The 22,804-nt window shown below is 63.5% G+C and carries 27 protein-coding genes and 1 pseudogene; 17 read left to right on the top strand and 11 right to left on the bottom strand.

Annotated features, from left to right (window positions below):
- The first annotated feature begins 14 nt into the window (after window positions 1-14).
- Together BW940_RS01715 and BW940_RS01710 are read left to right on the top strand one after the other, a co-directional pair.
- Window positions 15-827, top strand: a complete 813-nt coding sequence (locus BW940_RS01715; protein ID WP_076607447.1) for an enoyl-CoA hydratase/isomerase family protein — start codon at window positions 15-17, stop codon at window positions 825-827.
- Between the two features lie 86 nt (window positions 828-913).
- The gene (locus tag BW940_RS01710) at window positions 914-1,672 is read left to right on the top strand and encodes a PHP-associated domain-containing protein (protein WP_076607446.1); all 759 of its coding nucleotides are present in this window, start codon (window positions 914-916) and stop codon (window positions 1,670-1,672) included.
- Between the two features lie 36 nt (window positions 1,673-1,708).
- Here BW940_RS01710 and BW940_RS21650 read toward each other — a convergent pair whose 3' ends face one another.
- The 4 genes from BW940_RS21650 to BW940_RS01695 form a co-directional block, all read right to left on the bottom strand.
- Window positions 1,709-1,864 (bottom strand): hypothetical protein, encoded by a 156-nt coding sequence (locus BW940_RS21650; protein ID WP_173834830.1) that lies wholly within the window; start codon window positions 1,862-1,864, stop codon window positions 1,709-1,711.
- An 80-nt stretch (window positions 1,865-1,944) separates the two neighbouring features.
- On the bottom strand, window positions 1,945-2,409 hold the full coding sequence (locus tag BW940_RS01705; protein ID WP_076607445.1) for a Mut7-C RNAse domain-containing protein: 465 nt from the start codon (window positions 2,407-2,409) through the stop codon (window positions 1,945-1,947).
- Window positions 2,410-2,414: 5 nt separating this feature from the next.
- Window positions 2,415-4,166 carry a DNA polymerase/3'-5' exonuclease PolX gene (gene polX, locus BW940_RS01700; RefSeq protein ID WP_076607444.1) on the bottom strand — a complete coding sequence of 584 codons (1,752 nt, stop codon included), beginning with the start codon at window positions 4,164-4,166 and terminating at the stop codon, window positions 2,415-2,417.
- Window positions 4,166-4,606 carry a DUF5788 family protein gene (locus BW940_RS01695; protein ID WP_076607443.1) on the bottom strand — a complete coding sequence of 147 codons (441 nt, stop codon included), beginning with the start codon at window positions 4,604-4,606 and terminating at the stop codon, window positions 4,166-4,168. Before BW940_RS01695 ends, polX begins: the two co-directional genes overlap by 1 nt.
- A gap of 128 nt (window positions 4,607-4,734) precedes the next feature.
- Between BW940_RS01695 and BW940_RS01690 the strand changes: the two genes are divergently transcribed.
- The 4 genes and pseudogenes from BW940_RS01690 to BW940_RS01675 form a co-directional block, all read left to right on the top strand.
- The gene (locus BW940_RS01690; RefSeq protein ID WP_076607442.1) at window positions 4,735-5,679 is read left to right on the top strand and encodes a rhomboid family intramembrane serine protease; all 945 of its coding nucleotides are present in this window, start codon (window positions 4,735-4,737) and stop codon (window positions 5,677-5,679) included.
- A gap of 56 nt (window positions 5,680-5,735) precedes the next feature.
- Complete coding sequence (locus BW940_RS01685) at window positions 5,736-6,527, top strand: endonuclease V (protein ID WP_076607441.1); 792 nt, start codon at window positions 5,736-5,738, stop codon at window positions 6,525-6,527.
- A 318-nt stretch (window positions 6,528-6,845) separates the two neighbouring features.
- The gene (locus BW940_RS01680; protein ID WP_076607440.1) at window positions 6,846-7,772 is read left to right on the top strand and encodes an SDR family oxidoreductase; all 927 of its coding nucleotides are present in this window, start codon (window positions 6,846-6,848) and stop codon (window positions 7,770-7,772) included.
- 96 nt (window positions 7,773-7,868) lie between these two features.
- Window positions 7,869-8,186 (top strand): annotated as a pseudogene (locus BW940_RS01675) (hypothetical protein); the annotation flags it as partial.
- A 23-nt stretch (window positions 8,187-8,209) separates the two neighbouring features.
- Here BW940_RS01675 and BW940_RS01670 read toward each other — a convergent pair.
- Window positions 8,210-8,446 carry a DeoR family transcriptional regulator gene (locus BW940_RS01670; protein ID WP_076607439.1) on the bottom strand — a complete coding sequence of 79 codons (237 nt, stop codon included), beginning with the start codon at window positions 8,444-8,446 and terminating at the stop codon, window positions 8,210-8,212.
- 177 nt (window positions 8,447-8,623) lie between these two features.
- Window positions 8,624-10,423, bottom strand: coding sequence for an SLC13 family permease (locus tag BW940_RS01665; protein WP_076607438.1), 1,800 nt, complete (start codon window positions 10,421-10,423; stop codon window positions 8,624-8,626).
- A gap of 226 nt (window positions 10,424-10,649) precedes the next feature.
- Between BW940_RS01665 and BW940_RS01660 the strand changes: the two genes are divergently transcribed.
- The 3 genes from BW940_RS01660 to BW940_RS01650 all read left to right on the top strand — a co-directional run bounded on the left by BW940_RS01660 (window position 10,650) and on the right by BW940_RS01650 (window position 12,874).
- Complete coding sequence (locus BW940_RS01660) at window positions 10,650-11,024, top strand: tautomerase family protein (protein ID WP_076607437.1); 375 nt, start codon at window positions 10,650-10,652, stop codon at window positions 11,022-11,024.
- Between the two features lie 94 nt (window positions 11,025-11,118).
- Window positions 11,119-12,315, top strand: coding sequence for an MFS transporter (locus tag BW940_RS01655; RefSeq protein WP_076607436.1), 1,197 nt, complete (start codon window positions 11,119-11,121; stop codon window positions 12,313-12,315).
- Window positions 12,316-12,412: 97 nt separating this feature from the next.
- Window positions 12,413-12,874, top strand: coding sequence for a universal stress protein (locus BW940_RS01650; RefSeq protein ID WP_076607435.1), 462 nt, complete (start codon window positions 12,413-12,415; stop codon window positions 12,872-12,874).
- 34 nt (window positions 12,875-12,908) lie between these two features.
- Here the strand turns inward: BW940_RS01650 and BW940_RS01645 are convergent, their stop codons facing one another.
- Entirely contained in the window at window positions 12,909-14,075 is a 1,167-nt protein-coding gene (locus BW940_RS01645) for an ArsA family ATPase (protein WP_076607702.1), read from the bottom strand.
- A gap of 244 nt (window positions 14,076-14,319) precedes the next feature.
- Here BW940_RS01645 and BW940_RS01640 point away from each other — a divergent pair, with 244 nt between their 5' ends.
- A complete protein-coding gene (locus BW940_RS01640) occupies window positions 14,320-14,577 on the top strand; it encodes a hypothetical protein (protein ID WP_076607434.1) in 258 nt (85 codons plus the stop codon).
- A 37-nt stretch (window positions 14,578-14,614) separates the two neighbouring features.
- Here BW940_RS01640 and BW940_RS01635 read toward each other — a convergent pair whose 3' ends face one another.
- Window positions 14,615-15,715, bottom strand: a complete 1,101-nt coding sequence (locus BW940_RS01635; protein ID WP_076607433.1) for a pyridoxal phosphate-dependent aminotransferase — start codon at window positions 15,713-15,715, stop codon at window positions 14,615-14,617.
- Between the two features lie 114 nt (window positions 15,716-15,829).
- Between BW940_RS01635 and BW940_RS01630 the strand changes: the two genes are divergently transcribed.
- Window positions 15,830-16,342 carry a CinA family protein gene (locus BW940_RS01630; protein ID WP_076607701.1) on the top strand — a complete coding sequence of 171 codons (513 nt, stop codon included), beginning with the start codon at window positions 15,830-15,832 and terminating at the stop codon, window positions 16,340-16,342.
- Window positions 16,343-16,414: 72 nt separating this feature from the next.
- Window positions 16,415-16,900 carry a metal-dependent hydrolase gene (locus tag BW940_RS01625; RefSeq protein WP_076607432.1) on the top strand — a complete coding sequence of 162 codons (486 nt, stop codon included), beginning with the start codon at window positions 16,415-16,417 and terminating at the stop codon, window positions 16,898-16,900.
- Between the two features lie 99 nt (window positions 16,901-16,999).
- Here BW940_RS01625 and BW940_RS01620 read toward each other — a convergent pair whose 3' ends face one another.
- Window positions 17,000-17,965 carry a cell division protein CdpA domain-containing protein gene (locus tag BW940_RS01620; protein ID WP_076607431.1) on the bottom strand — a complete coding sequence of 322 codons (966 nt, stop codon included), beginning with the start codon at window positions 17,963-17,965 and terminating at the stop codon, window positions 17,000-17,002.
- A gap of 119 nt (window positions 17,966-18,084) precedes the next feature.
- Here BW940_RS01620 and BW940_RS01615 point away from each other — a divergent pair, with 119 nt between their 5' ends.
- From BW940_RS01615 to BW940_RS01600, 4 genes are all read left to right on the top strand, one after another.
- The gene (locus BW940_RS01615) at window positions 18,085-18,369 is read left to right on the top strand and encodes a DUF5789 family protein (protein ID WP_076607430.1); all 285 of its coding nucleotides are present in this window, start codon (window positions 18,085-18,087) and stop codon (window positions 18,367-18,369) included.
- Window positions 18,370-18,375: 6 nt separating this feature from the next.
- Complete coding sequence (locus BW940_RS01610; RefSeq protein ID WP_076607429.1) at window positions 18,376-19,074, top strand: CPBP family glutamic-type intramembrane protease; 699 nt, start codon at window positions 18,376-18,378, stop codon at window positions 19,072-19,074.
- A 51-nt stretch (window positions 19,075-19,125) separates the two neighbouring features.
- Window positions 19,126-19,590, top strand: a complete 465-nt coding sequence (locus BW940_RS01605) for a DUF302 domain-containing protein (protein WP_076607428.1) — start codon at window positions 19,126-19,128, stop codon at window positions 19,588-19,590.
- Window positions 19,591-19,686: 96 nt separating this feature from the next.
- Window positions 19,687-20,802, top strand: a complete 1,116-nt coding sequence (locus BW940_RS01600) for an AI-2E family transporter (RefSeq protein ID WP_076607427.1) — start codon at window positions 19,687-19,689, stop codon at window positions 20,800-20,802.
- Between the two features lie 15 nt (window positions 20,803-20,817).
- Here BW940_RS01600 and BW940_RS01595 read toward each other — a convergent pair whose 3' ends face one another.
- Together BW940_RS01595 and nreA are read right to left on the bottom strand one after the other, a co-directional pair.
- A complete protein-coding gene (locus BW940_RS01595; protein ID WP_076607426.1) occupies window positions 20,818-21,000 on the bottom strand; it encodes a hypothetical protein in 183 nt (60 codons plus the stop codon).
- A 96-nt stretch (window positions 21,001-21,096) separates the two neighbouring features.
- Entirely contained in the window at window positions 21,097-22,407 is a 1,311-nt protein-coding gene (gene nreA, locus BW940_RS01590) for a DNA repair protein NreA (protein WP_076607425.1), read from the bottom strand.
- 211 nt (window positions 22,408-22,618) lie between these two features.
- Here nreA and BW940_RS01585 point away from each other — a divergent pair, with 211 nt between their 5' ends.
- Window positions 22,619-22,798: an HVO_2753 family zinc finger protein gene (locus BW940_RS01585; protein ID WP_076607424.1), complete on the top strand. Its 180-nt coding sequence runs from the start codon at window positions 22,619-22,621 to the stop codon at window positions 22,796-22,798.
- Window positions 22,799-22,804 lie beyond the last annotated feature (6 nt).

Raw genomic sequence — 22,804 nt, 5'->3', positions numbered from 1 at the left:
GTACGTGATCTCTCATGTCGAGTGACCCGTCCACCACCGAGCAGTTCGAATCAGTGACAGTCAGCCACGACGGCTACGTCGGGCAAATCACCCTCGACCGACCCGAGGCGATGAACACGTTCAGTACGGGACTCGCACGGGACCTCGACGACGCGTTGCACGCACTCGAGGCAGACTCTGAGGTCCGGGCGATCGTCATCGATGGGGCCGGCAAGACGTTCTCGGCCGGGATCGACCTCTCCGAACACGGCGACCACGAGACCGAAGCGGAGTACGAGGAGTGGGTCACGGTGATGGAAGCGCCGTTCCAGACGGTCACGGAGATGGGCACGCCGGTGATCGCCGCCGCCCACGGCCACGCGGCCGCCAACGGCATCGGGCTGGTCGCGGCCTGTGATCTGGCCGTGGCCGCCGAGGGGACCCAGTTCGGGGCGACAGCGCCCAAAGTCGGCCTGTTCTGTATGGGGCCGTCCGTGCCGCTGATGAAGGCCCTCTCCAGAAAGCGGTGTCTCGAGTTGGTTCTGACCGGTGACTTGATCGACGCCGAAACGGCCCTCGAGTGGGGGCTGATCAATCGCGTGGCACCGAGCGGCGAACACCGAGCACACGCCCTCGAACTCGCCGAAACCATTGCGACCAAGAGTCCGACAGCCGTCCAGATGGGCAAAAAGGCGGTCTACGAAATGTTCGACCGCGAGTACGACGACGCACTTGAGTACTCTAACGAACAGTTCGGGGCACTCTGTACGACGGCGGACGCGCGTGAGGGGATCGACGCGTTCCTCTCGGGCGACCCACTCGATGCCGACGAGTGGCCCGGCGAGTAATCGGGCCCGCGACAACCGACGTTCGTGGCCGACAAATCAGAATTCATAACTCAATTGTCCCAAAAGGGACTGCCGTGAGCGACGGCATGGCAGCGGAGGCCCGAGTCGACTGTCACGTGAAGGTGCTCAACGACGCAGTCGTCGAGCGAGCCCGTGCTGTGGGACTCGATGCGATCATTTACGCACCACATTTCACTCGACTCCCGGACATCCGACGACAGGCAGCCAGCTACTCGAGCAACGACCTCCTGGTGATCCCCGCACGGGAGGTGTTTACCGGCTCGTGGCGAGATCGCAAACACCTTTTGGCGGTCGGCCTCGAGGAGCCGGTGCCGGATTTTATTCCGCTCGAGGCGGCGATGGACGAGTTCGAACGGCAGGAGGCTGCGGTGCTTGCTCCCCATCCCGAATTTGCCAACGTCAGCCTCACAGAAGCGGATTTACAACAGTATCGAAACGACATCGATGCCGTCGAAATATTCAATCCAAAACATCTGCCACTACACAACGAGCGGGCGCGTGGGATCGCCGAACGACTGGGGTATCCGCCGTTTACGTCGTCGTACGCACATCTTCCGCGTTCTGTCGGGGTTGCACACACCGCGTTCGAGCGAGCCATCGAAACCGAAGCCGACCTCGTCGCTGCACTCAAAGACGGTGTCGCCAGACGAGTCGTCTACGACAACGGCTGCAAGCGGTGGCGAACGACAGCACGCGAACTCGCCCATCTCGCGTACGAAAACACCTGGGAGAAGGTCGACCGACTCTTTCTGTCGGGCACTGAGCCGACACATCCACACCACATCGCCTACGACGGTCGGTTCGACGACGTTTCGGTCTACTGATCACCCGGTTTCGTCTCCGACGTCCGCACCCCTTGCTTACTCGTCTTCGAGTGCATCCGCGATCCGCTCGAGTTGGATCCCGACGTAACAGAGCGCCTGCGTCTGCATGATCGCCGGATCGTTGCTCCACTCGTTGGCAATATACGCTGCCTGTCTCCCCGCTCTGTCGAGATCGTTGTTACCGTTTGTCATTGCTCCAGTACGTTCGTCGTCGACCGACGAAACCGTTCGGGTCAGTTCACCGCTGTGAGAGTCCCGAGTGCGGTCGCAGCTTACGGCTCGTCGCCGCCTCGCCGGATCGTCGAGAGTGTCTCTGCAACCCGGTCCCAGTGGCTGCCGCGCCAGAAGTACTGCCCGCAGCGTCGACAACGCCGAACGTCGACCGTAGCGAGATCGGGCGCGTACTCGGGTGTCGACGCCGATTGCTCGACGTCCTCGAGCGGGCCGTTACACCGCCCGCAGAACGCGGGGTTGGTTGCGAGCGTCAGCTCGACGCCGGCAGCCTCGAGTTCGGCAAGTTGTTCCTCGACGTCGCGTGACTCGAGCAAGATCGACTCGTCGGCGCGGTTCGCGAGGTGGACGTCTCGAGTGACCAGCGTTCGATTTTCGTCTCGGGCCACGTCGAGGAGGGCGTCGTCGGCCTCGAGGTCGCGGTCGCCGGCGTAGACGGTGTCGTGGTTGCACATCCGAAGATACGAGACCACGCCGCCACACATGACGTCGAGCAGGAGCTTCATCGGAGTCAGTGCAAGAACGCGCGCAGGTCCTCGAGCCCCCACGTGTTGATCACGTCCGCTGGTTCGGCCCAGCCCCGCCGGGCGGTGTGGACGCCCCAGCGCATGTACTCGAGGGTCGACGGCTGGTGGGCGTCGGTGTTGACCGCGATCGGTGCCCCCTCCTCGAGGGCGGCCTGAACGGCGCTGCCCCAGAGATCGAGTCGTCGGGGATTGGCGTTGATCTCGAGGGCGGTGTCGTTGTCGGCGGCAGCGGCCCCGAGGGCGGTCGCGTCGAACTCGAGGCCGGAGCGTTCGTTGAGCAGTCGCCCGCTGGGGTGGCCCAGCACGTCGACTGCTGGGTTTTCGATCGCCCGAACGAGTCGCTTCGTGGCCGTCTGGGCTTCCTGATCGAGGCCGCTGTGTGGCGAGGCGACGACGACGTCCAGCGCGTCGATCACGTCCTCGGAGAGCCGGATCTCGCCGTCGGCGTCGACGTTGGCCTCGATGCCCGCGAAGACGGCAATCTCGCTGTCGGCGGCGACCTCGCGGACGATTTCGATCTGTTCTAGAATCTCGGTGTTCGAGAGCCCCATCCCGCCGACGATGCCGGGGCCTTCAGCGTGGTCGGCGACGCCGTAGTACTCATAGCCCATGTCCGCGGCCCCCTCGACCATCGCCTCGAGCGAGGTGTTGCCGTCGGACCACTCAGTGTGGGTGTGGAGGTCGCCCTGAATGTCTGCGCGTGTAAGCAGGTCCGGCAACGCGTCGTTCTCGGCGGCGACGATCTCCCCGCGATCCTCGCGCAGCTCCGGCGGGATCCACGGCAGGCCAAGCGCCTCGTACATTCCTGCCTCCGTGTCGCCCGCGACGCGGTCGCCGACACGCAGCCCGGCATCGGGGTCGTCGATCTCACTGACGTCGAACGCGCCGTACTCGTTGAGTTTCATCCCGCGGTCGATCGCGTAGTTGCGAAGCCGGACGTTGTGGTCTTTGCTGCCCGTAAAGTACTGCAGCGCCGAGCCGAACTCCTCGGGGACGACGACCCGCAGGTCGACGCGAATCTCACCGACGCGGACGCTCGCCTTCTCGGGACCGGATTCGATCTCGCCGTCGACTGATTCCCAGTCGACGAACGCCTCGACGACGTCCTCGCCCGCATTCGTCGCCGCGAGCACGTCTACGTCGCCGATCGTCTCGCGCCACCGGCGGATCGAGCCGGCGACCTCACAACGTTCGACTGTCTCGAGCCCTTCGAGAAACGCCAGCACGTCGTCGGCGAGGGGTCGCCCTTCCCCCAGCAGGTAGCGCTGGCCGATCTGGCGGGCGAACTCGAGGTTGTCCCGAATGTTCTGTTCGGTCTTCGGGCCGAAGCCCTTGATCTCCTGAATGTCGCCGGCTTCGGCGGCTGCCTCGAGGTCGTCTAAGCTCTCGACACCCAACTCGCGATACAGTTTGCCCGCGGTTTTGGGACCGACGCCTTCGATGCGGGTGATGTCGGCGATGTCGATCGGCAACTCCGCGCGCAGTTCCTCGAGTTCCTCGATCGTCCCGGTTTCGACGTACTCGACGATTTTGGCCGAGATAGCGTCGCCGACGCCGTCGATCTCCTCGAGGACGTCCTCGTTGCCGCTCGCGACGGGATCAGCGATCGGGACGGGGTGGGCGCGGATGTTCTCGGCTGCCCGGCGATAAGCACGTGGTTTGTACTCGACGTCGTCGGCCTCAAGCAGGTCGGCGAACTCCTCGAATCGGCCAGCGATCTCGGCGTTGGTCGCCATCAGCGCCCCCTCCGTGACGCACCGTCGTCCTCCCGGCCGAGTGCTTTCTGCAGGAACGACATCCAGCGTTTCCTGTCGGCGGCCTGCTGGGCTTGTTGCTCGCGCTCGAGATCCGTCGGGCCGAGGCTCTCCAGGGCGTTCAGCGCCCGATCGATCCCGATGATGCTCCCGGCAAGTTCCTCGCCTTCCTCGCGGGTGATGTCACCCTCCTCGATCAGTTCGATGCGCTCGGTTCGTTCGCGTCTCAGGTTGCGTTTTGCCTGTTCGACACGGTCGCGTTCCCCGGCTGGCACCGTCTCGCGGCGTTTGATCTCGAAGACGAACGTTCGGAGATCGATATCTTTGCCCTGGACGGTGATCGTCTCGGGGATGTCCGCGCCGACGGTCGCGCTCTCGCGTTCGACCCGCTCGAGCAACTGCTTGCGCTCGTATGCTTGCACAGTTCGATATCCGGGTTGGGTGGGCAAAAATGTACAGTCCGACGACTCGAGGCCGTCGCCGCGAGCGCAAACCGACGAGACGGCCTGAACCCCAAATCCCTTAGCGGTGCCACACATATCCCCGGGCAATGGCCACGTGCGACGTCTGTGGGAAAGAAGAAAGCATGCCCTACAACTGTCGGCACTGCGGGGGGACCTACTGTTCAGAACACCGGCTCCCCGAAAACCACAGCTGTACGGGGCTGCAGAACTGGAACGATCCGCAAGGGGTGTTCGACAGCGGCTTTGACGACAGCGTCGGGAACAGTGGCAGTACGGCGCAGTCCTCGAGCATCACTGATAAACTTCCGATCGATACGGGTCCAGGTGGGCCACTCGCGTACTTCCGCGGGAACGCGACCTACACGTTCCTCGCGTTGATGTGGATTACCTTCCTGTTACAGTTGGTCGTGCAGGCGACACTCGGTGCCGGGACGATGCGGACGGTGTTCGTCTTGACGCCACAGAACCCCGAGTACGTCTGGACGTGGTTCACGTCGATCTTCGCCCACGGCGGCTTCATGCACATCGTGTTCAACAGCATCGTGATATTCTTCTTCGGCCCGCTCGTCGAGCGCTACGTCGGCTCGAAGAAGTTCGCGATCCTCTTTCTCGTCAGCGGTGCGCTTGCCGGACTCGGCCAGATCGGGATCCAGATCTTACAGGGTGGCATCACCCCATTCACACCCGGCGTGCTCGGCGCGAGCGGTGCCGCACTCGCGATCATGGGTGTGATCACGATTCTGAACCCGAACCTGACGGTCTATCTCTACTTCATCCTCCCAGTCCCGATCTGGGTGCTGACGGCGGGGACGGCGCTCATCAGCGTTGTCTTCATCGGCACCGGGGGCGGGGGGAACATCGCCCACATGGCCCACCTCGTCGGCCTCGTGATCGGGCTCGGCTACGGAGAGTACGTCAAACGCACCCAGAACGTCCGAACACCGAGTCAGTTCCAACTCGGCGGCGGTGGTCCCGGTGGGCCGGGCGGTCCTGGTGGCCCCGGTGGGCCGGGCGGTCGGCGTCGCTTCTGAGCCCTCGTTTCGAACCCTGAAACTGATTTTCGCCCGCTGCCAATCCTCGAGCAGCTATGGCTCCACCCCGGCCCGACCTCGCACCCGATCCCCGACTTGAGCGCGCGGAGATGGAAGCCCTCCAGCGCGAAATCGCGGACGCCGCCGCCTTCGAGGACGACTTCGCGTTCGACCCCGCCGTCCTCGGTGACCCGTTAGCGGCATCCTCGAGTGCCGACGCGCCGCCGATCGTCGCCGGCGTCGACCAGTCGTTTCTCACCAACGCCGACGGCGAGCAGGATCGCGCGCTTTCCGCCGTCGTCGCCATGCGCGGCGGCGAGGTGATCGAGCGCGTCCACGCGGTGACGCCACTCGAGATCCCCTACATCCCAGGCCTGCTCGCGTTCCGCGAGGGTGGGCCGATCCTCGAGGCGCTCGAGGTACTCTCCGTCGAGCCTGATCTGTTCCTCTTCGATGGCAGCGGGCGCATCCACTTCCGTCAGGCCGGTATTGCGACCCACATTGGCGTCGTCCGGGACGTGCCAGCCATTGGTGTCGCCAAGAGCTTACTCTGTGGCTCGCCACAGGGCGACCTCGAGACCCTCGAAGCGGGGACTCGAGTGCCAATCGAGGCCAACGCGCGGGTCGATGCGCCCGATGGCACCCTCCTTGGATATGCCGTTCAGACGCGCCAGTACGACTCGCCGAATCGGTACATCAACCCGCTGTACGTCAGCCCCGGCCACCGCGTCGGGCCCGACACCGCGGCCGACATCATCCTCGCGCTTTCCGACTCGTACAAGCTCCCCGAGCCCGTCCGACTGGCCGACAGCTACGCTGGCGAGGCCAAACGCGGCCTCGAGGAGTGACGATCAACCGCGTGCGAGAGTCCTGCCGACCCACGCTCGAGAGCTGATTGACTATCCACCGGCGATAGCTACCCAACCAGCCGCGCGCGGGTGGGACTGAAAGGGGCCGGGCCAGTCGGCCACGCACGACGACGCAAGCACGCGAACGAAGTGAGCGCGCAGCGAGGCGCGCGATCCGACTGGATCGGGGGCTTTCGGGCTGTTCGTCCCACTGCTGACTCGAGGCATTCTCGAGAAACAATACTTACGCCAATTGGACCGTCCGACGAGCGCGACAAACCGTCGATACTTAGGTATCGTCTCTCGAACCAGTCACGTATGGCCACCGCTGAGGACGTCGAGGAAACCGACGACGGGCCAGTTGGCACCGTCGTCGAGGACGATCACGAAACGGACCAGAGAGACGACCGCTACACCCGAAAGAAATGCGTGCTGATCACCGGCTGTTCGTCGGGCATTGGCCGGGCGACCGCGACAGCGTTTCTCGAGAACGACTGGCAGGTGTTCGCAACGGCGCGAAACACCGACCATATCGAGGCACTCGAGGAGGCGGGCTGTACAACCCTCGAACTCGACGTCACCAACCCCGACCAGGTCGCACGGGCGGTCGAGCAAACCGTCGAAATCGGCGGCTCGATCGACTGTCTGGTCAACAACGCCGGCTACGCCCAGATGGGGCCGATGGAGGACATCTCGACGACGGACCTGCACCGACAGTTCGACGTCAACGTCTACGGTCCCCACCGGCTCGTCCGCGCTGCACTGCCCCACATGCGCGCCCAGGGCGAGGGACAGATCATCAACGTCTCGAGCGTCGTCGGCCGGATCTCGATCCCCGGCTCGGGCGCGTACGCGGGCTCGAAACACGCCCTCGAGGCGATGAGCGACGCGCTGCGCGCGGAAGTCGAAGAGTTCGACATCGACGTCACTGTCATCGAACCCGGGCCCGTCGAGACGGACTTCACCGAGCGCGTCGACGAGGAGTTACCCGGCGACCAGCGAACGCCGGCCTACGAGACGCTGTACGAACTGTACGACGAGATGCAGCTCATCGGCGGCGGCTCGGGCGGTCCCTTCGCCTCCTCGCCCGAGGACGTCGCGGATGCGATCCTCGAGGCGAGCACCGTCTCCGAACCGCCGGCTCGGTACCCAGTTGGCGCGCTCGCACAGTACGCTGTCTACGCCCGGTTCTTGCCCGACACGCTGCGTGATGCAGGCTATCGGCTCCTGCAGAAACTCGTCTGAACTCGTCTCCGTTTTGGGCCTCGAGGACGCCGACCGCGAGAGTCAGCGGAATATTCATGTCATATACCCAATAGCTGCTAGCTGATTCGAGATGTCCGACTCGAGCGCCGCCACGCGCCGGCGCAGTTCGGGTGGATCCAAAGCGTCGACCAGCGAGTGATCCGTCCCGACGAACAGTGCTCCGAACGCTGTGTCGCCTGTGGCACACGAGTCGAGCAGGGGATGGTTCGGCGCTACCGCGAGGAGTACGCCGTTGCGGGCATTCCCATCTATACGAGGTCTGTCGGCTACAATCACTACTGTCTCGAGTGTGCAACGACCGAACTCCGAGGCGGCGAGCCGTCGCCGTCCGCTGTCGGGACAGCCAACGAGTACGAGACAAACAAGAGCAAGCCATCCCTCGAGCGACGGTAATTTCGAGCGCGTCGAACAACCAGTCAGTCCGCGAGTCGCGTCGGCAGTCGCTCCGTACTGGTTTCGACGAGCGTGTACATCCCGCCCGTACAGCGGCGAATACAGCCATCCCGCTGCAGCATCTGACAGTGGCGTTCGACAGTCATCGGGTGTGTCTCGAGTGTGGTCGCCAGTTCGGCAGTCGTCGCCGGACTCGAGTCGTCGAGTGCCTCAAGGATGGCGTCAGTCTGTTGCTGTGCGAGTGAGTCCGAGTCTGGCATTCCGTCTCATCCAAGTCATGTGCCGAGAGTGGTATCAACCACGACGCCGGTTCTCAGTCGGTTGGAATCCGATTACTGATAGTTATGACTCGGGCTCGAGGAGAGAGCGCTGTGACTGGCTATCGAGTAACGCTGGTCGAATCGAAAAGAGCGGTCCGCCCGGTCGGGCGTCGATCGCTACGAGTTAAACGCCGCCTCGAACGCCGACGGGAGCGTCGTGATGTCGATCCCCCACGCAAACGGCAGCCACGCGATCGCGACGATCGTGATCAGGATGATCCCGATGACGTTGAGACCAGCCCCAACGCGGGCCATCTGGGGCAGCGTGATGTAGCCGCTGCCGAAAACGATCGCGTTTGGTGGCGTCGCAACCGGCAGCATGAACGCAAAGGAGGCCGCGGTCGCACCCGCGATCATGAGTCCGTAGGGGTGGACGCTGATCCCGACCGCGACGCCGGCGAGGATCGGCATCAACATCGCCGTCGTCGCCGTGTTCGAGGTCACTTCGGTCAGGAAGATCGTCATCATCACGACGGCCAGCAGGATGAGGACCATCGAGACGCCCTCGAGCAACTGGAGCTGTTCGCCGATCCAGACTGCGAGGCCGGTTTCACCGAAGCCGGTCGCGATCGCGAGGCCGCCACCGAACAGGAGGATAACCCCCCACGGGATATCGACCGCGTTCGACCAGTCGAGCAGGAAGGTTCGGTCACCGTCTTCGGTCTTCGTCGGCAGGGTGAACAGAACCAACGCGCCGCCGATGGCGACGATCGTGTCGGCGTCGTCGGGCGGCGTGATCCCGAGCACTGGCTCGAGCAGGCTGGAACCGATCCAGGTGGCAGCCATTCCGATAAAAACGACGAGCACCCACCGTTCCGGCGACCGCATCGGACCGAGCGCGGTGAGTTCACGATCGATCGTGTCGGCACCCATCGGTAACCGGTCGAACTCGGGGGACATCGCAATGCGAGTGACGTAGATGTAGACGGCCACGAGGCCGACGATCGAGATTGGGACGCCGTAGAGCATCCACTCGGCGAAGCCGATGGTCGTCCCGAAGAGTTCGCCTGCCTGCCCTGCAAAGAGGATGTTCGGCGGCGTGCCGATGAGCGTCGCGACCCCGCCGACGGACGCGCCGTAGGCGATACAGAGCATGAGCGCGATCCCGAACGAGAAGTTGCCCTCGCTGGTGTCGATGTCGAGGCCAGTTTCGTCGACCAGATCTGCGGTCTGATAGATGACTGCCAGCGCAATGGGGACCATCATCATCACGGTCGCGCTATTCGAGACCCACATCGAGAGGAACGCCGTGGCGATCATAAAGCCGAGAATGAGTCGCGAGGGCTTCGTGCCGACGGCCTTGATCGTGCGCAGTGCGATTCGCTTGTGGAGCCCCCACCGCTGCATCGCCATGGCGAGGAAGAAGCCACCCATAAAGAGGAAGATTAGCGGGTGCCCGTACGACGGTGTCGTCGCATCGACCGGAAGCGCGCCGGTCAACGGGAACAGGACGATCGGCAGTAACGACGTCGCGGGGATCGGAATCGCCTCCGACATCCACCAGACGGCGACCCACGCGGTGACAGCCGCGACGGCTTGTCCCGCGGGCTCGAGGCCAGCCGGTGTCGGCGCGAGGAAAATGAGCGCGAACAACACCGGGCCGAGGACGAAGCCGATTTTTTGACGAAGACCGTACGAGCCGTCGACGTCGAAGGGCGATTTGTCGTTGCCACCTTGCCCGTCACCACTGCCTCCAGCGCTGGCAGCCGACCCGGCTTCATCACTGGCCGTTTGGCCACCGTCACTGAACGCTTTTTCCGCAAGGCGTTTTTCCTCGTCTGACACACCGTCCATATCTTTGACCATGGCCGGCCCATCGAGCGTGAGGTACGCTTTCGTCTGTGCGTTGAGCCGCCACAGATATAGCCAGATGTTCTGAATGAACTTTTGAAGTGTTTTTCGAGAGTCGTACACCATTTTTGAATCTGTTTTCAGCAGTCAGTATAAATAGTGTCGATCTCCGCCAATAAATATCACGAATATTTCGGTGTGTAATCGAGTGTCAAGTAAACAGATGACTAGTTGGATCGTGATAAGTTGGCGTGGTTTCGAAACGGCCTGGCTCGAGCGCGGGGGACTCGAGTCCGCATTTCGCTCGCTCGTCCGTCGGAACCCACAAACCGGCGGCTGGCCAACTCGAGGTATGCCCCTGTTGCAGTTCGATACGACGCTGTCGCTGTCGGCCGAGGAAAAGACGGCACTTGCGGATCGGGTGACGGAACTGTATACGACGGAGATGGCGACGACGGCGGGTCACGTCGCGGTGACGATCCGCGAGCGTGAGTCGGCTGATCTCCACCTCGGACGGGCCGTCGAAGGGCCGCTGGTGTTTCTCGACGCCGAGATCCGACGGGGTCGACCGTTCGATCGCAAACGTGCGTTCGCCGTCGCCACCATGGCGTTTCTCGGCGAGACGTTCGACGTCCCCGACGAGAACATGAAGGTCGTGTTCACCGACCATCCTGGCAAGTCGATGATGGGTGTTGACCGCGTCGGCGGCGAGTGGGACGGCGAGTGATGGTAGGAGACGGTTGACCCCACGTCCCGGCTGTCGAATACACCACCGAGATCAGCACAGTGATACACGTCCCCGCGTAAGCACGCGACATTCGATGGACCGATCGTACTGGCGGACCGTCTCGCTTGTGACTCTGTGGCAGGTTTCGGCGAGTATCTGCTACTACGCCGTCTTCGCGGCGACGCCGTTTTTCCGCGACGAGTTCGGTCTCTCGAGGTTTTCGGTGGGGCTCGTCGTCACCGCGCTCACGCTTGGATACGCGATCTGGTTGTTGCCGGTCGGCGCGGTGGTCGATCGCTTCGGTGAGGGACGGACACTCACGCTCGGCCTCGTCGGGTTGGCCGCCGGCGTCACGCTGGTTGCCGGCGCGCCGACGTATGCCGCCTTGCTCGCGGCGGTGTTCGTCCTCGGGTCGCTGTATGCGACGGCGATGCCGGGGACGAACAAGGCGATCTACGACACCATCCCCGCGGGCCGGCAGAACCTCGCGATCGGCATCAAACAGGTCGGCGTCACCGCCGGCAGCGGGATCAGTGCACTCCTCGTGACCGGGCTTGCAGGGATTCTGTTCTGGCAAGCCGGCTTTCTGCTCGCCGCGGGTGTCGGCGTCGTCGTCGCCGGCTGTTTTGCACTGTGGTATCCACACCGAAGGGACGGTGGCCGGGCGTCGTATCCCGACTTCAGAGGCCTGTTGGATAACCGACCCTACCGAGTATTCGTCGCCGCGGGGTTTTTCCTCGGCGCGGCGCTGTTTACGACGACCGGCTACACCGTCCTCTACGTCGAGGAAGCGGTCGGCGCTTCAGTCGCCTTCGGTGGCGTCGTCCTCGCGCTCGTCCAACTCTTTGGCAGCGGTGGCCGTCTCCTCACGGGCTGGTTGAGCGACACCCTTCCCGGTGACCCACAACACCGGATCGGCGCGATCCTGATCGTTCAGGCCCTGGCCAGTGCCGTGTTGTTCGTCGTCGTCGCGACGACCTCGAGTCCGTGGGGCGCTGCCATCGCGTTCTCCGCGCTCGGCTTTTTCGTCCTCGGCAACACCGGCGTCTACTACTCGTATATGGCGACGCTAGTCTCGGCCGACGAGATGGGCGGGGCGACCGCCGGCGGCCAGCTCTCGCTCGTCGCCGGTTCGGTCGTCGCCCCACCCGCCTTCGGCTATCTCGCCGACACCGTCGGCTACCGTGGCTCGTGGTGGCTGCTGGCCACTGGCACCGTCGTCGCCGCTGGCCTCCTGCTCTATGCCGTCCGACTCGAGTCGCCGGTCGACGAGCCAGCGATGCGTGAGTGACGAGTCTCTCCGCGATCGGAACATGTGTGTCGGTAGCAAAACGCGGCTACAGTGGCGAGAAAGGATCATTTTTGCCCTCTGAAACCAAACATCGACTATGTACCGTGTCTTACTGCCAGTTGATACAAACGAAGCGCGAGCGCGTGCCCAGGTCGACGCCGTCCTCGAGATCCCCGCAACGGCCGACGAGATTCACATCGACGTAGTTCACGTTCACGACGAAACGACGCCGGACGCCGAGTGGGCAGCCGGCGGGTTCTCCGAGAGTTACACGGAGGAGATGGCGGCGAACGTCCGAGAGAGCAATCGCATTCCGGCGGCGGTCGAGGCCGTCGTCGACAGCCTCGAGGCGGGTGACGTCGAGTACGTGGTTCACGAGGCAGTCGGTGAGCCGGCCGAGACGATTCTGGAACTCGCGACCGAACAGGACAGCGACGTGATCATGCTCGGAAATGGCGATCAGTCGCCGGTCGGCAAGATGCTCTTCGGGAGCATCGCTCAGGACGTGTTACTCGAGAGTAATCGACCGGTCACCGTCGTTCCACTCGACGACGAGTAACGCGTTCAGCCGTCGCTACGTGACGAGCCGCGGCTCAGCGTAGACAGGCCGCGACGACCTCGAGCATCTCCTCACCGCGAACCTCATCAGCGAAAAGCGGAACCCGGCGAACGTCGGTTCCACGGAAGAGGTCCTGTGCTTCCACAAGTGCGGATTGCTGGACATCCCAGCGTTGCTGGCAGAACGCACAGTCGTCTAAGTTGGGCTCGAGGAACTCGCCGTGGACGTCGTCAGTGACGTCCGAGAGTGGTTCCATGACGCGGTTGACGACGACGGTGCCGACCGGAATGTCGAACTCGTCGAGTTGCTGACGCAGGCGTTTCGACTCGAACACGCTCATCTCCTCGGGCACCATGACGATCCGGAAATCCGTTCGGGCGGGATCGCGCAGGACCGCCCGAAGCCGTTCGATCCGCTCCCGAAGTTCCTCGAGATCATCGAGGTCGGCCTCGTCTTCTGGCGGCTCCTGGCCGCCGAACATCCCTTTCATGCCCTCGAGCATCCCGCTGATTCGCTGGCGAAACTTGAGGATGCGCCCCATCATCGAGTCCATCAGTTCGGGCAACTGGAGCAGTCTGAGGGTGTGGCCTGTGGGTGCGGTGTCGACGACCACGCGCTCGAATCGTGGGTCGTCCAGATACTCGAGCAAGAGCTGCATCGCGGCGGCCTCGTCGGCACCGGGCATTGCCCCGCCGAAGAGGGCGTCCATCGGCGACTCCTCACCGCCGAGCAGTTCGCCAAGCCCACCCATCGGACCGCCAGCACCAGCAGCCCCCGGACCGCCCTCGCCGCCGAGGAAGGCCGCCTGGCCCTCTTCCATGGCGCGCTCCGGGTCGATTTCGGCACCATACAGCGGGATATCCTCTCGAATGCGGCCGGGTTCGGCCGGGACGTTGGTCTCGAAGGTGTCCGACAGGGAGTGTGCCGGGTCCGTCGAGACGACGAGCGTGCTGGTCCCGCCGCGGGCGCTCTCGAGGGCCGTCGCGGCGGCCATCGTCGTCTTCCCGACGCCGCCTTTCCCGCCGTAGAGCACGTAATCGGGGCCGTCGAACGGCTCGTCGGACGGCGCGACGTCGATCGTCTCCTGTTCGTCGTCAGTCACGGAGTCCGTTGGCGTCACCTCGATACTGTGTGCGCCGTCATCGTCCGTCCTCGTGTCCTCGTCCGTCTCATCGACCGGTTCGACGTCGATTCCACTCATACCAGCCGTTTTCCCGCCCCGACACGAGTAGTCGTCGGTCCCGGCCGAGAGCTGTCTCTCACGAGACGCGGTCGTGTCTACCATCCGCTGCTGGCACGACATATAATACCGACCTAATACATACTAGGACATACTGCTGTTCTGCCCATCATCATAATTGTTTTAGCCCCAACATTAATTAGGAGAACGTTGGCCTTCCAGCCAGACAACAGCGGTGATGATTCATCACCGTTTCACCAACCCCATGACATCCCAGCTCATTCAGAACTCCAGCGACTCGACGACCGACCGCACGGACAACGAACGATTCCCCTACGAGGGTGACCGCTCCGGCTACTCACTGCCGACGCCGACCGCTCGAGGCGTCCTCCGGCCGACCGAGACGGCCGGCGCGATTGGTGCCGCCGGCTCGCTGTCCTGTCCGGCCTGTGACAGCGAGACAACCAACGGCGCTGGCCTGTTCACGTGTACCGACTGCTCGTGGTCGGGCACGCTCCGATAGTTACCGGTCGGTGTCGAACAGCCGTCCAACTCCGTCGTCAGTCGAAGTAGGCTGCTAGTCGCTCGGCTGCCGCCTCGACGCGTGGCGTCACGAGGGCAAACCGGAGCCACTCCGACCGCGAGTTACCGAACGCCTCGCCGGGCATTCCGGCGACGCCGGCCTCGTCGATCAGCCGTTCGACGTTCTCGAGGGTGCCGGGATAGCCGTCGAAGCGCGCCAGCACGTAAAACGAACCCTGCGGCGTCGTGTACGACGCACCTGCGGCATCCAACGCGTCGGTGAACGTCTCGACGCGCTCGCGGAGTAATTCGCGATTTTGTTCGTAGTACTCCGGTCCCGTCTCCCGGAGCGCGTGTAACACGGCGTACTGGCTGGGACGGCTCCCGGCGACGTTGACCAGCATGTGTCGGCTCTTGGCGTCTTCGACGAGTTCCGGCGGAAAGATCGCGTAGCCGACGCGAAAGCCCGTGATCGCCAGCGACTTCGAGAACGCGTTGGTGATGATTCGGTGGTCCGAGTCGACAGCGAGCGCACTCGAGAACGTCCCCGAGAGGTCGTAGTGGTCGTACACCTCGTCGCTGACGACGATTGCGTCGTACTCCTCGGCGATCTCGACCAGCGCCTCGACCGTCTCCTCGGGGTAGACCGCGCCCGTCGGGTTGTTCGGCGAGTTGACCACGATCGCCGCCGTCTCCTCGCTCGCGGCGGCGCGGACGTCGGCAGGATCGAGTTGGCCTGTCTCGTCCGTTGGGACGAACCGCTGTATCCCGCCGAGCATCGTCGTCTTCCCGGGATAGTAGGGGTAGACCGGGTCCGTCAGGATGATCTCGTCGCCGCGGTCGCGCTCGAGTGCGCGCGCCATCGCGAGGTAGTTCGCCTCACCGGCCCCGTTCGTGACGACGACTTGCTCGCTGTCGACGCCCCGGCGGGCGGCGATCTCCTCGCGCAACTCGCCCAACCCGTGACTCGGCGGGTACTGGAACTGGTCGGGCTCGAGGTCGGCGTACTCGTGGAGCCCGTCACGAAGCGCCTGCGGCGGCTCCCAGTCGGGGTTGCCGCTGACCATGTCGATCACGTCGCGGTCCGCCCGCCCCGCATACTCCATCACGTGAAAGAACAGCGGCGTCTCGTAGTTCATATCGGAAGCACGGGGGCCACGGACCGTCGTTCTTTCCGTTTCTCGTCGGCGAGACAGCGCCCCACTCGACCCTCGGCTTTGACGGTCCAGCAACGCGTCGGCTCGCATATGAACATGACCGACGACATCGATCGCGACCTCCCTGTAGCAGTCGGCGACGCGCTTCGAGACCGCAACGAAACCGTCGCCGTCGCGGAGTCCTGTACTGGCGGGTTGATCGGGGCTGCCATCACGGCCGTCCCGGGCGCAAGCGACTACTTCGATTCGGCGCTGGCGACCTACGCGTACGACGCCAAACGTCGCCATCTCGGGGTCAGCCGTGAGGCACTCGACGAACACGGCGCCGTCTCCGAACCCGTCGCCCGCCAGATGGCCCAGGGTGTTCGGGACGTCACCGACGTTACCTGGGGCGTCGCAACGACGGGAATCGCCGGCCCGACCGGCGGAACCGAAGAAAACCCGGTCGGCACCGTCTACATCGGCGTCGCCTACGCCGGCCCATGGGGCAGCGAGTCGTCGTTTGCGTCCGTCTCCCGATACGTCTTCGACGGCGACCGCGCCGCTGTCCGGTCGAAAACCGTCGACCAGGCACTCGAGGACCTACTCGCGGCGATTGATTCGCAGTAGACAGATTAGTACCACACGGAGACAGTCCCCGAAAGAAAACTATTCGAGGCTCGCGTCGCCAGTAGCGGGTAGATGAACAAGAAGGGACACGTACTCAATGCCATCCTCTTGAGTCTCGGACTGGGGTATCTCCTCGAGCCAGCAGGGGATCTCGAGACGTTTCGGACGATCGTCGCGATCGGGGTACCGGTGACGCTCGGGGCGATGGTGCCCGACATCGACACGGCGTTTGGCAAACACCGCAAAACGTTACACAACCTGCCGCTTCTGGCCGCCTTTCTCGCCTTCCCGTACGTCTTCGGCAACCTCGAGTACGTCTGGATCGGCGTCTTGACCCACTACGTGCTCGACATGGCGGGCAGCAGGCGCGGGATCGCGCTATTTTACCCACTGCTGAAACAGGAGTACGGACTCCCGACAGGTGTCACCGTCAGCAGTAGTCGCGCGGATCTGGTAACGGTGATCATCACCGTCCTCGAACTGCTGATCGTCGCCCTGATCGTCTACGAGGTCCCCCAGTGGGGCTTCGAGATGGGACGACAGGCAGCCGGCTTCTAGACCGACGGCTTCGAGTTCGATCACTCGAGGGCGTTCGGAACTGACATCCTCGAGATGAAAACACAACAGGACCGAGAGGATCGGGATCGGGTCGAACGGCTAGTTGTTCGGCGTCCACTCCGCACAGGCGTCCATATCGTCCATCGCCGTCTCGTGGTGGGCACAGTAGGGGACCATCCCGTCCGACGAGCGAACGTATTCGAACTGGCTGCAGTTGCCACAGTAGCGGTCCGTAGCTTCGGTTGGCTGTTCCGTCGGCGCGTCGACGATCTCTGCGTCACGACCGTCGCCAGCATCGAGCGGCGAGGAGATATCCGAGGCGGCCGTGCCGCCGTCACTGGTCGCCACGCCGGCAGCCTGGGCTCGAGTGCGGCCGTTGCCGGATGTCGATTTCGATGTCGACTGGGCCGACGCATCGTCGTACGAGAACGTGGTGTCGTCAGCGTCGTCCGTATTGGTCTGTGTTTCGACCTCGCCGTCGGGCGTTCCACCGAGGAAGCCGATCCCGCCGAGCCCACCCGAGTCGTTCGATTCGGTGACTTCGACGACGGTCTGGTTGTGGCGAGTGACGTTCATCTCGAGGGCACCACCGGGGTCGTTACGCGTTTTGAAGTTGACGACGGCGGTAAACAGGCTCCAGACGGCGGTAAAGAGCCCGAGCAGGTAGACGGCTGAGACACGCAGTGTCAGGTCCTTGTTGTAGCCTCGCCAATGATGGGGGTAGGCGTCCCAGAAGAGGACGACGCCGAGCAGGCACAGGCTCACGCTGATCGCGGCGGCGGCCTGGACGCGGCGACCGGCCGGTAACACGAGGAAGACGCCGACGAGCGCGGTCGGCACGCCGAGCCCGGCGAGGACACCCGCGATCCGGATCGACGCGTAGTGGGCATCCATCCCCGGCGAGAGCGTCGTCGCGTACCCTCCGAAAAGGTTGGTCGTCGCCAGAAGCACGGCGACGACGGCCAGGATCGCGCCAAGCAAGACGAGTACCGTCCCGGCATACAGCCGCCTGGAACTCGTCACCTCCCGTGCGCTCCCGTCGTAGGCCTCGGTCAGGCTTGTCATGGCCGGTGATTGTACCTCCCGTCACAAAACGATACGTCAGACACATTTCGAAGGATAGAGAGGTACCGACGACCCACGGAAACGAAAGCTTGAATCGACACGCTCGCAAACGAAGCCGTATGAGCGACGAGGACGACGAGGAGCCGGCCGTGACGCTCGGAGATCAAACCCCCGTCGAGGGTGCCCCCCTCGCCCGCGTCACGTCGCGTTTGACGTGGCCAAAAGAAAAGAGCGAAGTCGACCGTCTCGAGGGCGACAGCGAGATCCGGACGCCAGACGGGCCACAAGCGCTGTCGAGCATCCTCGAGGACGTCGACGAGACGTACTTCCAGCGCCATCAGGAATTCGAGGCCCACGTCCGGGACGTCATCGGCACTGGACCGATTCCGACCGCAGACGAGTAACGACTCGTGGCAACCGAGGGGACACGCAGCGCCGGCGGCTGGGTTCGTGATCAGTTCGATCGCCTCTCGTGGGTCCAGAAGTCGCTGCTGACTGGTGCCGTCCTGACGCTGGTGTGGATGCAGTACGTCCCCGCCGGCCTCGAGCGACGGGCCGTCTTCGACGGCGTGGTGTTGATCGGCGGCCCGCTCGCCCTGGGCCTGTCCCATGGCAACCACGTCGGCTGGAACGTCAACCGCGTCGCCGTTCGCAACACGGTCTTGCTCTCGTTGTTCGTGCTGCCGTTCTACCTCGTCGGATCGACGCTGCCGACGATCCGAACGTATTACCCCATCTGGGAGACCTCGAGTGCGCTTGCGGCGTTTCTCCCACACGCAGTGCAGTTGTTTTTGCTCGCACTGGCTGCTGAGACGTACTACCGCGGACTGCTCTGTGTCGGTGTCACGGAAATCGGCTTCAAGGCGGTGCTCATCAGCCCTGTCGTCTACATGTTTCACCATGCGGGGAAACCGCCGATCGAGTTCCTGCTGTCGGGGCCAACCGACGTCCTCTTCGGTGCCGTCGACTACCAGTCGAACTCGATTCTGCCGTCCGTGGTCGCCCACGGGGCAGGACTCGTCTTGCTCGACTGGCTGGTCCTCCACGAGCCACTGTTCGATCCGCTGGCACTGCTGGGCCGCCTCGAGTGGCTGCCGATCCCGCTGTGATCGAGCGCGTGGACGGTGGGGCTTTAGTAGGATCCAGGCATTGACTCGAGTATGACGCTTCCAATCGATCCCGCCACCATCGACCCGGACGAGTACGGCGAGAAACAGGCCGTCCTCGAGATGGACCACGAGGTGGCCATCGAACACGTTCGCGAGGTCTGTACGGATGCCGGCTTCGGGATTCCCGTCGAGTTCTCGCCCTCAGAGCTGTTAAACGAGAAAGTCGACGCCGACCGCGACCCCTACTACGTGCTCGGCGCTTGCAACCCCGCCGTCGCAAACAAGGCGCTCGAGGAATCGATGCAGATTGGCGGGCTCTTTCCCTGCAACATGATTATCTGGGAGGAGGAACCGGGTCGCCAGCGCGTCTATCACGTCTCGATCATGCGGATCGCCCGCCTACTCGGGATGGCACCGGACACCGACGCTTGGGGCGAGATTCTCGAGGAGACCGGCGAGATTACCGACAAGGCGTTCGCAAAGCTCGAATCGGTCGAAACTGCAGAAACGGACTGACTCGCTCCGACGGCTCACTCGAGTCGGGAACCGTCGCTGATCGCGTCGCGAGGAGAAAATGTCAGGTTTTATGTACGACACGGCTCACGGTGTCGTATGGACGTCCGAACCGCGTTTTTCGCCCTCTTGCTCGTCGTTCTCGGTTCGATCGCGACCCTGATGATCGCCCCACTGTTGCAGTACGTGATGGCTGCGGCCCTCCTCGCCTTTGTCCTCTATCCCGCCTACCGGCGGCTGGTGCCACGGCTGGGCCCGCGCCCGTCCGCACTGGTGTTGACGGGGTTTGCGATCGCTGCCATCGTCGTCCCACTGCTCGTTGTTTCGGTCATTATTCTCCAAACCCTGTTCTCGTTTCTCAACGAGGTCGACGAAGCGTTCGTCCTCGAGACCGTTCGGGACCTGGCAGAAGACGAGTTCGGGCTCGAGGCCGAGCAGGTCGAACTCCTCGAGGCGGCCGTCCTTTCGGAAGTCGAATCGTCGGCTTCGGGGGCTGTCGAACTCGCCGTGCGCGAACTGATCGGGCTGGTCAACACGAGCGTCGAGATGGGGGTCGGCCTGGTCGTCTTCGTCTTCTTGCTGTATTATCTGCTCGTCGACGGCCGAACGTTCATCGAGTGGCTTGGGGAGGTTGCGCCGATCGAGTCGCACGTCCGCGAGGAGTTGTTCGAGGAGGTAAGCGTCGTCACGTGGGCCGTCATCTACAGCCACGTGCTCGTCGCCGTCGTCGAAGGACTGCTTGGCGGCCTCGGACTGTACCTGTTCGGTGTGCCGAACGTCGCCTTCTGGACGGTCACCATGGTCATCGTCTCGTTTCTCCCGGCGATCGGTGTCTGGCTCGTCTGGGGTCCCGCCGTGGGCTATCTCGCGATCTCGGGAGAGCCCGCCAGCGCCGTGTTACTCTTACTCTATGGGGTTACCGTGCTCTCGGTGGTCGACAACTACCTGCGGGCCATCTTCGTCGACCGCGGCTCCGGGCTCCACCCGGCGGTCGTCATCATCGGCGTCATCGGCGGAATCTACCTCCTCGGGATCATGGGGCTGTTCCTCGGGCCCGTCTTGCTCGCGGTGTTCAAAGCGGGTCTCAACGTCTTCAACCGGGTCTCGCTCGAGGGAGACGAGGGCGAGCCCGATTCGGAACCCCAGTCGGCGGCAGGATCGACCGTCGCCCCTGCTCCCGAGCAACGACTCTCGGAGTCCGACAGCGCAGACTGACTACGAACGCACGGACTACCCGTCGTCGTCCGGTGGAGACACGTCGCTCTCGAGGTCCTCGAGATACTGCTCGGCGTCGTGTTGCAGATAGCCCGTGACGACGGCGATAACGGCGATAACGAACAGCGGAACGCCGATGAGCACAACGACGATTGCCATCGCGGTGAGAAATTCGGTGCTGACGAGTGCGAGGACCATACCTCGACCACGCAGTCGGATCGCTTAGGCCTCGTGGTTTCGGAGCACGATAGCCGCCAGCACCCCTTCGTCGGCTGACTCGAGTGCGACGAACCGCTATCGATCCGGTCCGGAACTCGAGAAGGCACTGAGATTCGACTGCAGGCCGGCTGCAAGCTCCGATTTTCGCTGGAGACGCGCATACGAGATCGGGAGCTGTGTTGCGACCTCGCTGACTGCGTCGTGGAACGTCTCGGCTTCGCCGTACTGGCCCTCGAAGGCGTTGCGAACGCTTTCACGGACCTGCCAGACGCCGACGGGGGCCCAGTAGTCGTCCGAGACCTCACGCAAGACGAGACATTTGGCCTGTCGGTCGATCGACTCGAGGTGCTCCAACACACCCAGTCGGGCCGCGTAGTAGGCCCCTGCAGTCTCCTCGACGTAACTCGAGCGCCCCTCGAACCCTTCGCTCGCGCTCTGGAGCCAGACGTCGTCGTGGGGGTTCGGATTCCAGATGCTGCCGGGGGCTTTCATTTCGACGAGTTCGAACTCCCAGTTGCCGGGCGCGAGAATGACCCAGTAGCGGTTGCCCATGTATTCGTTGGCCCAGACCTGCACCTCGTCGATACTCGGGGCGGTTCGGATGCCACCACGCAGGAACTGGCCGATCGTGTCGTCGACGGCCGTGATCGACCACCGCGTCGGCACGAGTCGGCGCTGTTTCGTCTCGCCGAGTGCGCCAGCCGAGAGGATCGAGTTGATGTCGTAGACGTCGAACCCGCGACGGTAGAGGTAGGTCATCGCACCCTGGGCCTGCCAGTCGTCGTCCTTGAGGGTCTTCTTGATCGGTTTCGGGACGTAAGGATTCTCCCGAAGCTCGGCGTTTCGGGCGTTTGCACGGGGGCCGCGAGGCGTCGCGACGTCGGTGCCAGCATCGAGGCCGAGATCAGGTTTTCCGTCCAACCCGATCTCGAGATCGACCGGTCGATCGGCGATGGCGACCTCGCGCTGGATACCGACGAAGCCGTCCCAGGTGTCGTGGACCGACGGGGCCAGTCGGCTCGCGATAGACGGCGACTCGACGTTTGCACGCTTGCTCGAGTTCAACAGCCCTGTCCGGCGCTGGAGGACGTCGGTAATCTCGTGGCCCTGCTGGTACCAGTTACCGTCGGTGACGTACTCCTCGGCGGCGTCCTCGTCGCCAACTGGCGAGAGCACTCCGACGGGAATATCGGGATAGTTCGACCGCCCGACGAAGATCGAGGGCGCTGTCGAGCCCACGAGGGAATCACCACTCAAGGCGTCGTCGAACCGCTGTTCGAACGTCTCGAGATGGTCGGTGATCGCGTAGGATTTCTCCTTTGCGAGTCGCCGTCGCTCGGCTTCCTCGTCCGGCTCGAGATCCTCGATGTAATCGTCGAGGCGCATTCACTCGCAGTAGGATCTCACTCCGTTTGAATGTTACAGTCGGCCGGCAGAATGTCAGAGGCAAGGCCCGGTTGGCGTTATGCCACCGGACCTCACCCACACCTTTCGCGTGGACCCTCATGTATATACACGCGCGTTCTCTCGAACTGAAAACGCTCGGCGAGTCCCACAAAAGACAACGGTTAAAAACGGCGGGCGGGAAAGGACGGGTATGAGTACGACGGACGATCGAAAGACGCGATCCTGCGTTTCCTGTGGGATCAACATCGCTGGCACGAACGCTGCTGCGTTCAAATGTCCAGACTGTGGCGCACAGATTTACCGCTGTGCCAAATGTCGCAAGCAGAGCAACCTCTATGAGTGTGACGACTGCGGTTTCACCGGACCATAAGGTGTT

Source organism: Natronorubrum thiooxidans (genome assembly GCF_900156475.1).
Taxonomy (GTDB): domain Archaea; phylum Halobacteriota; class Halobacteria; order Halobacteriales; family Natrialbaceae; genus Natronorubrum; species Natronorubrum thiooxidans.
The sequence above is the reverse complement of the archived record's forward strand: the minus strand, read 5'-3'. Positions and strand labels throughout refer to the sequence as shown.

Bases quoted from the DNA above. Each gene is read 5' to 3' on its own strand.
- BW940_RS01715 (WP_076607447.1), top strand. From the start codon at position 15: ATGTCGAGTGACCCGTCCACCACCGAGCAGTTCGAATCAGTGACAGTC.
- BW940_RS01710 (WP_076607446.1), top strand. From the start codon at position 914: ATGGCAGCGGAGGCCCGAGTCGACTGTCACGTGAAGGTGCTCAACGAC.
- BW940_RS21650 (WP_173834830.1), bottom strand. From the start codon at position 1,864: ATGACAAACGGTAACAACGATCTCGACAGAGCGGGGAGACAGGCAGCG.
- BW940_RS01705 (WP_076607445.1), bottom strand. From the start codon at position 2,409: ATGAAGCTCCTGCTCGACGTCATGTGTGGCGGCGTGGTCTCGTATCTT.
- polX (WP_076607444.1), bottom strand. From the start codon at position 4,166: ATGGCGACCAACGCCGAGATCGCTGGCCGATTCGAGGAGTTCGCCGAC.
- BW940_RS01690 (WP_076607442.1), top strand. From the start codon at position 4,735: ATGGCCACGTGCGACGTCTGTGGGAAAGAAGAAAGCATGCCCTACAAC.
- BW940_RS01685 (WP_076607441.1), top strand. From the start codon at position 5,736: ATGGCTCCACCCCGGCCCGACCTCGCACCCGATCCCCGACTTGAGCGC.
- BW940_RS01680 (WP_076607440.1), top strand. From the start codon at position 6,846: ATGGCCACCGCTGAGGACGTCGAGGAAACCGACGACGGGCCAGTTGGC.
- BW940_RS01670 (WP_076607439.1), bottom strand. From the start codon at position 8,446: ATGCCAGACTCGGACTCACTCGCACAGCAACAGACTGACGCCATCCTT.
- BW940_RS01665 (WP_076607438.1), bottom strand. From the start codon at position 10,423: ATGGTGTACGACTCTCGAAAAACACTTCAAAAGTTCATTCAGAACATC.
- BW940_RS01660 (WP_076607437.1), top strand. From the start codon at position 10,650: ATGCCCCTGTTGCAGTTCGATACGACGCTGTCGCTGTCGGCCGAGGAA.
- BW940_RS01655 (WP_076607436.1), top strand. From the start codon at position 11,119: ATGGACCGATCGTACTGGCGGACCGTCTCGCTTGTGACTCTGTGGCAG.
- BW940_RS01650 (WP_076607435.1), top strand. From the start codon at position 12,413: ATGTACCGTGTCTTACTGCCAGTTGATACAAACGAAGCGCGAGCGCGT.
- BW940_RS01645 (WP_076607702.1), bottom strand. From the start codon at position 14,075: ATGAGTGGAATCGACGTCGAACCGGTCGATGAGACGGACGAGGACACG.
- BW940_RS01640 (WP_076607434.1), top strand. From the start codon at position 14,320: ATGACATCCCAGCTCATTCAGAACTCCAGCGACTCGACGACCGACCGC.
- BW940_RS01635 (WP_076607433.1), bottom strand. From the start codon at position 15,715: ATGAACTACGAGACGCCGCTGTTCTTTCACGTGATGGAGTATGCGGGG.
- BW940_RS01630 (WP_076607701.1), top strand. From the start codon at position 15,830: ATGACCGACGACATCGATCGCGACCTCCCTGTAGCAGTCGGCGACGCG.
- BW940_RS01625 (WP_076607432.1), top strand. From the start codon at position 16,415: ATGAACAAGAAGGGACACGTACTCAATGCCATCCTCTTGAGTCTCGGA.
- BW940_RS01620 (WP_076607431.1), bottom strand. From the start codon at position 17,965: ATGACAAGCCTGACCGAGGCCTACGACGGGAGCGCACGGGAGGTGACG.
- BW940_RS01615 (WP_076607430.1), top strand. From the start codon at position 18,085: ATGAGCGACGAGGACGACGAGGAGCCGGCCGTGACGCTCGGAGATCAA.
- BW940_RS01605 (WP_076607428.1), top strand. From the start codon at position 19,126: ATGACGCTTCCAATCGATCCCGCCACCATCGACCCGGACGAGTACGGC.
- BW940_RS01600 (WP_076607427.1), top strand. From the start codon at position 19,687: ATGGACGTCCGAACCGCGTTTTTCGCCCTCTTGCTCGTCGTTCTCGGT.
- BW940_RS01595 (WP_076607426.1), bottom strand. From the start codon at position 21,000: ATGGTCCTCGCACTCGTCAGCACCGAATTTCTCACCGCGATGGCAATC.
- nreA (WP_076607425.1), bottom strand. From the start codon at position 22,407: ATGCGCCTCGACGATTACATCGAGGATCTCGAGCCGGACGAGGAAGCC.
- BW940_RS01585 (WP_076607424.1), top strand. From the start codon at position 22,619: ATGAGTACGACGGACGATCGAAAGACGCGATCCTGCGTTTCCTGTGGG.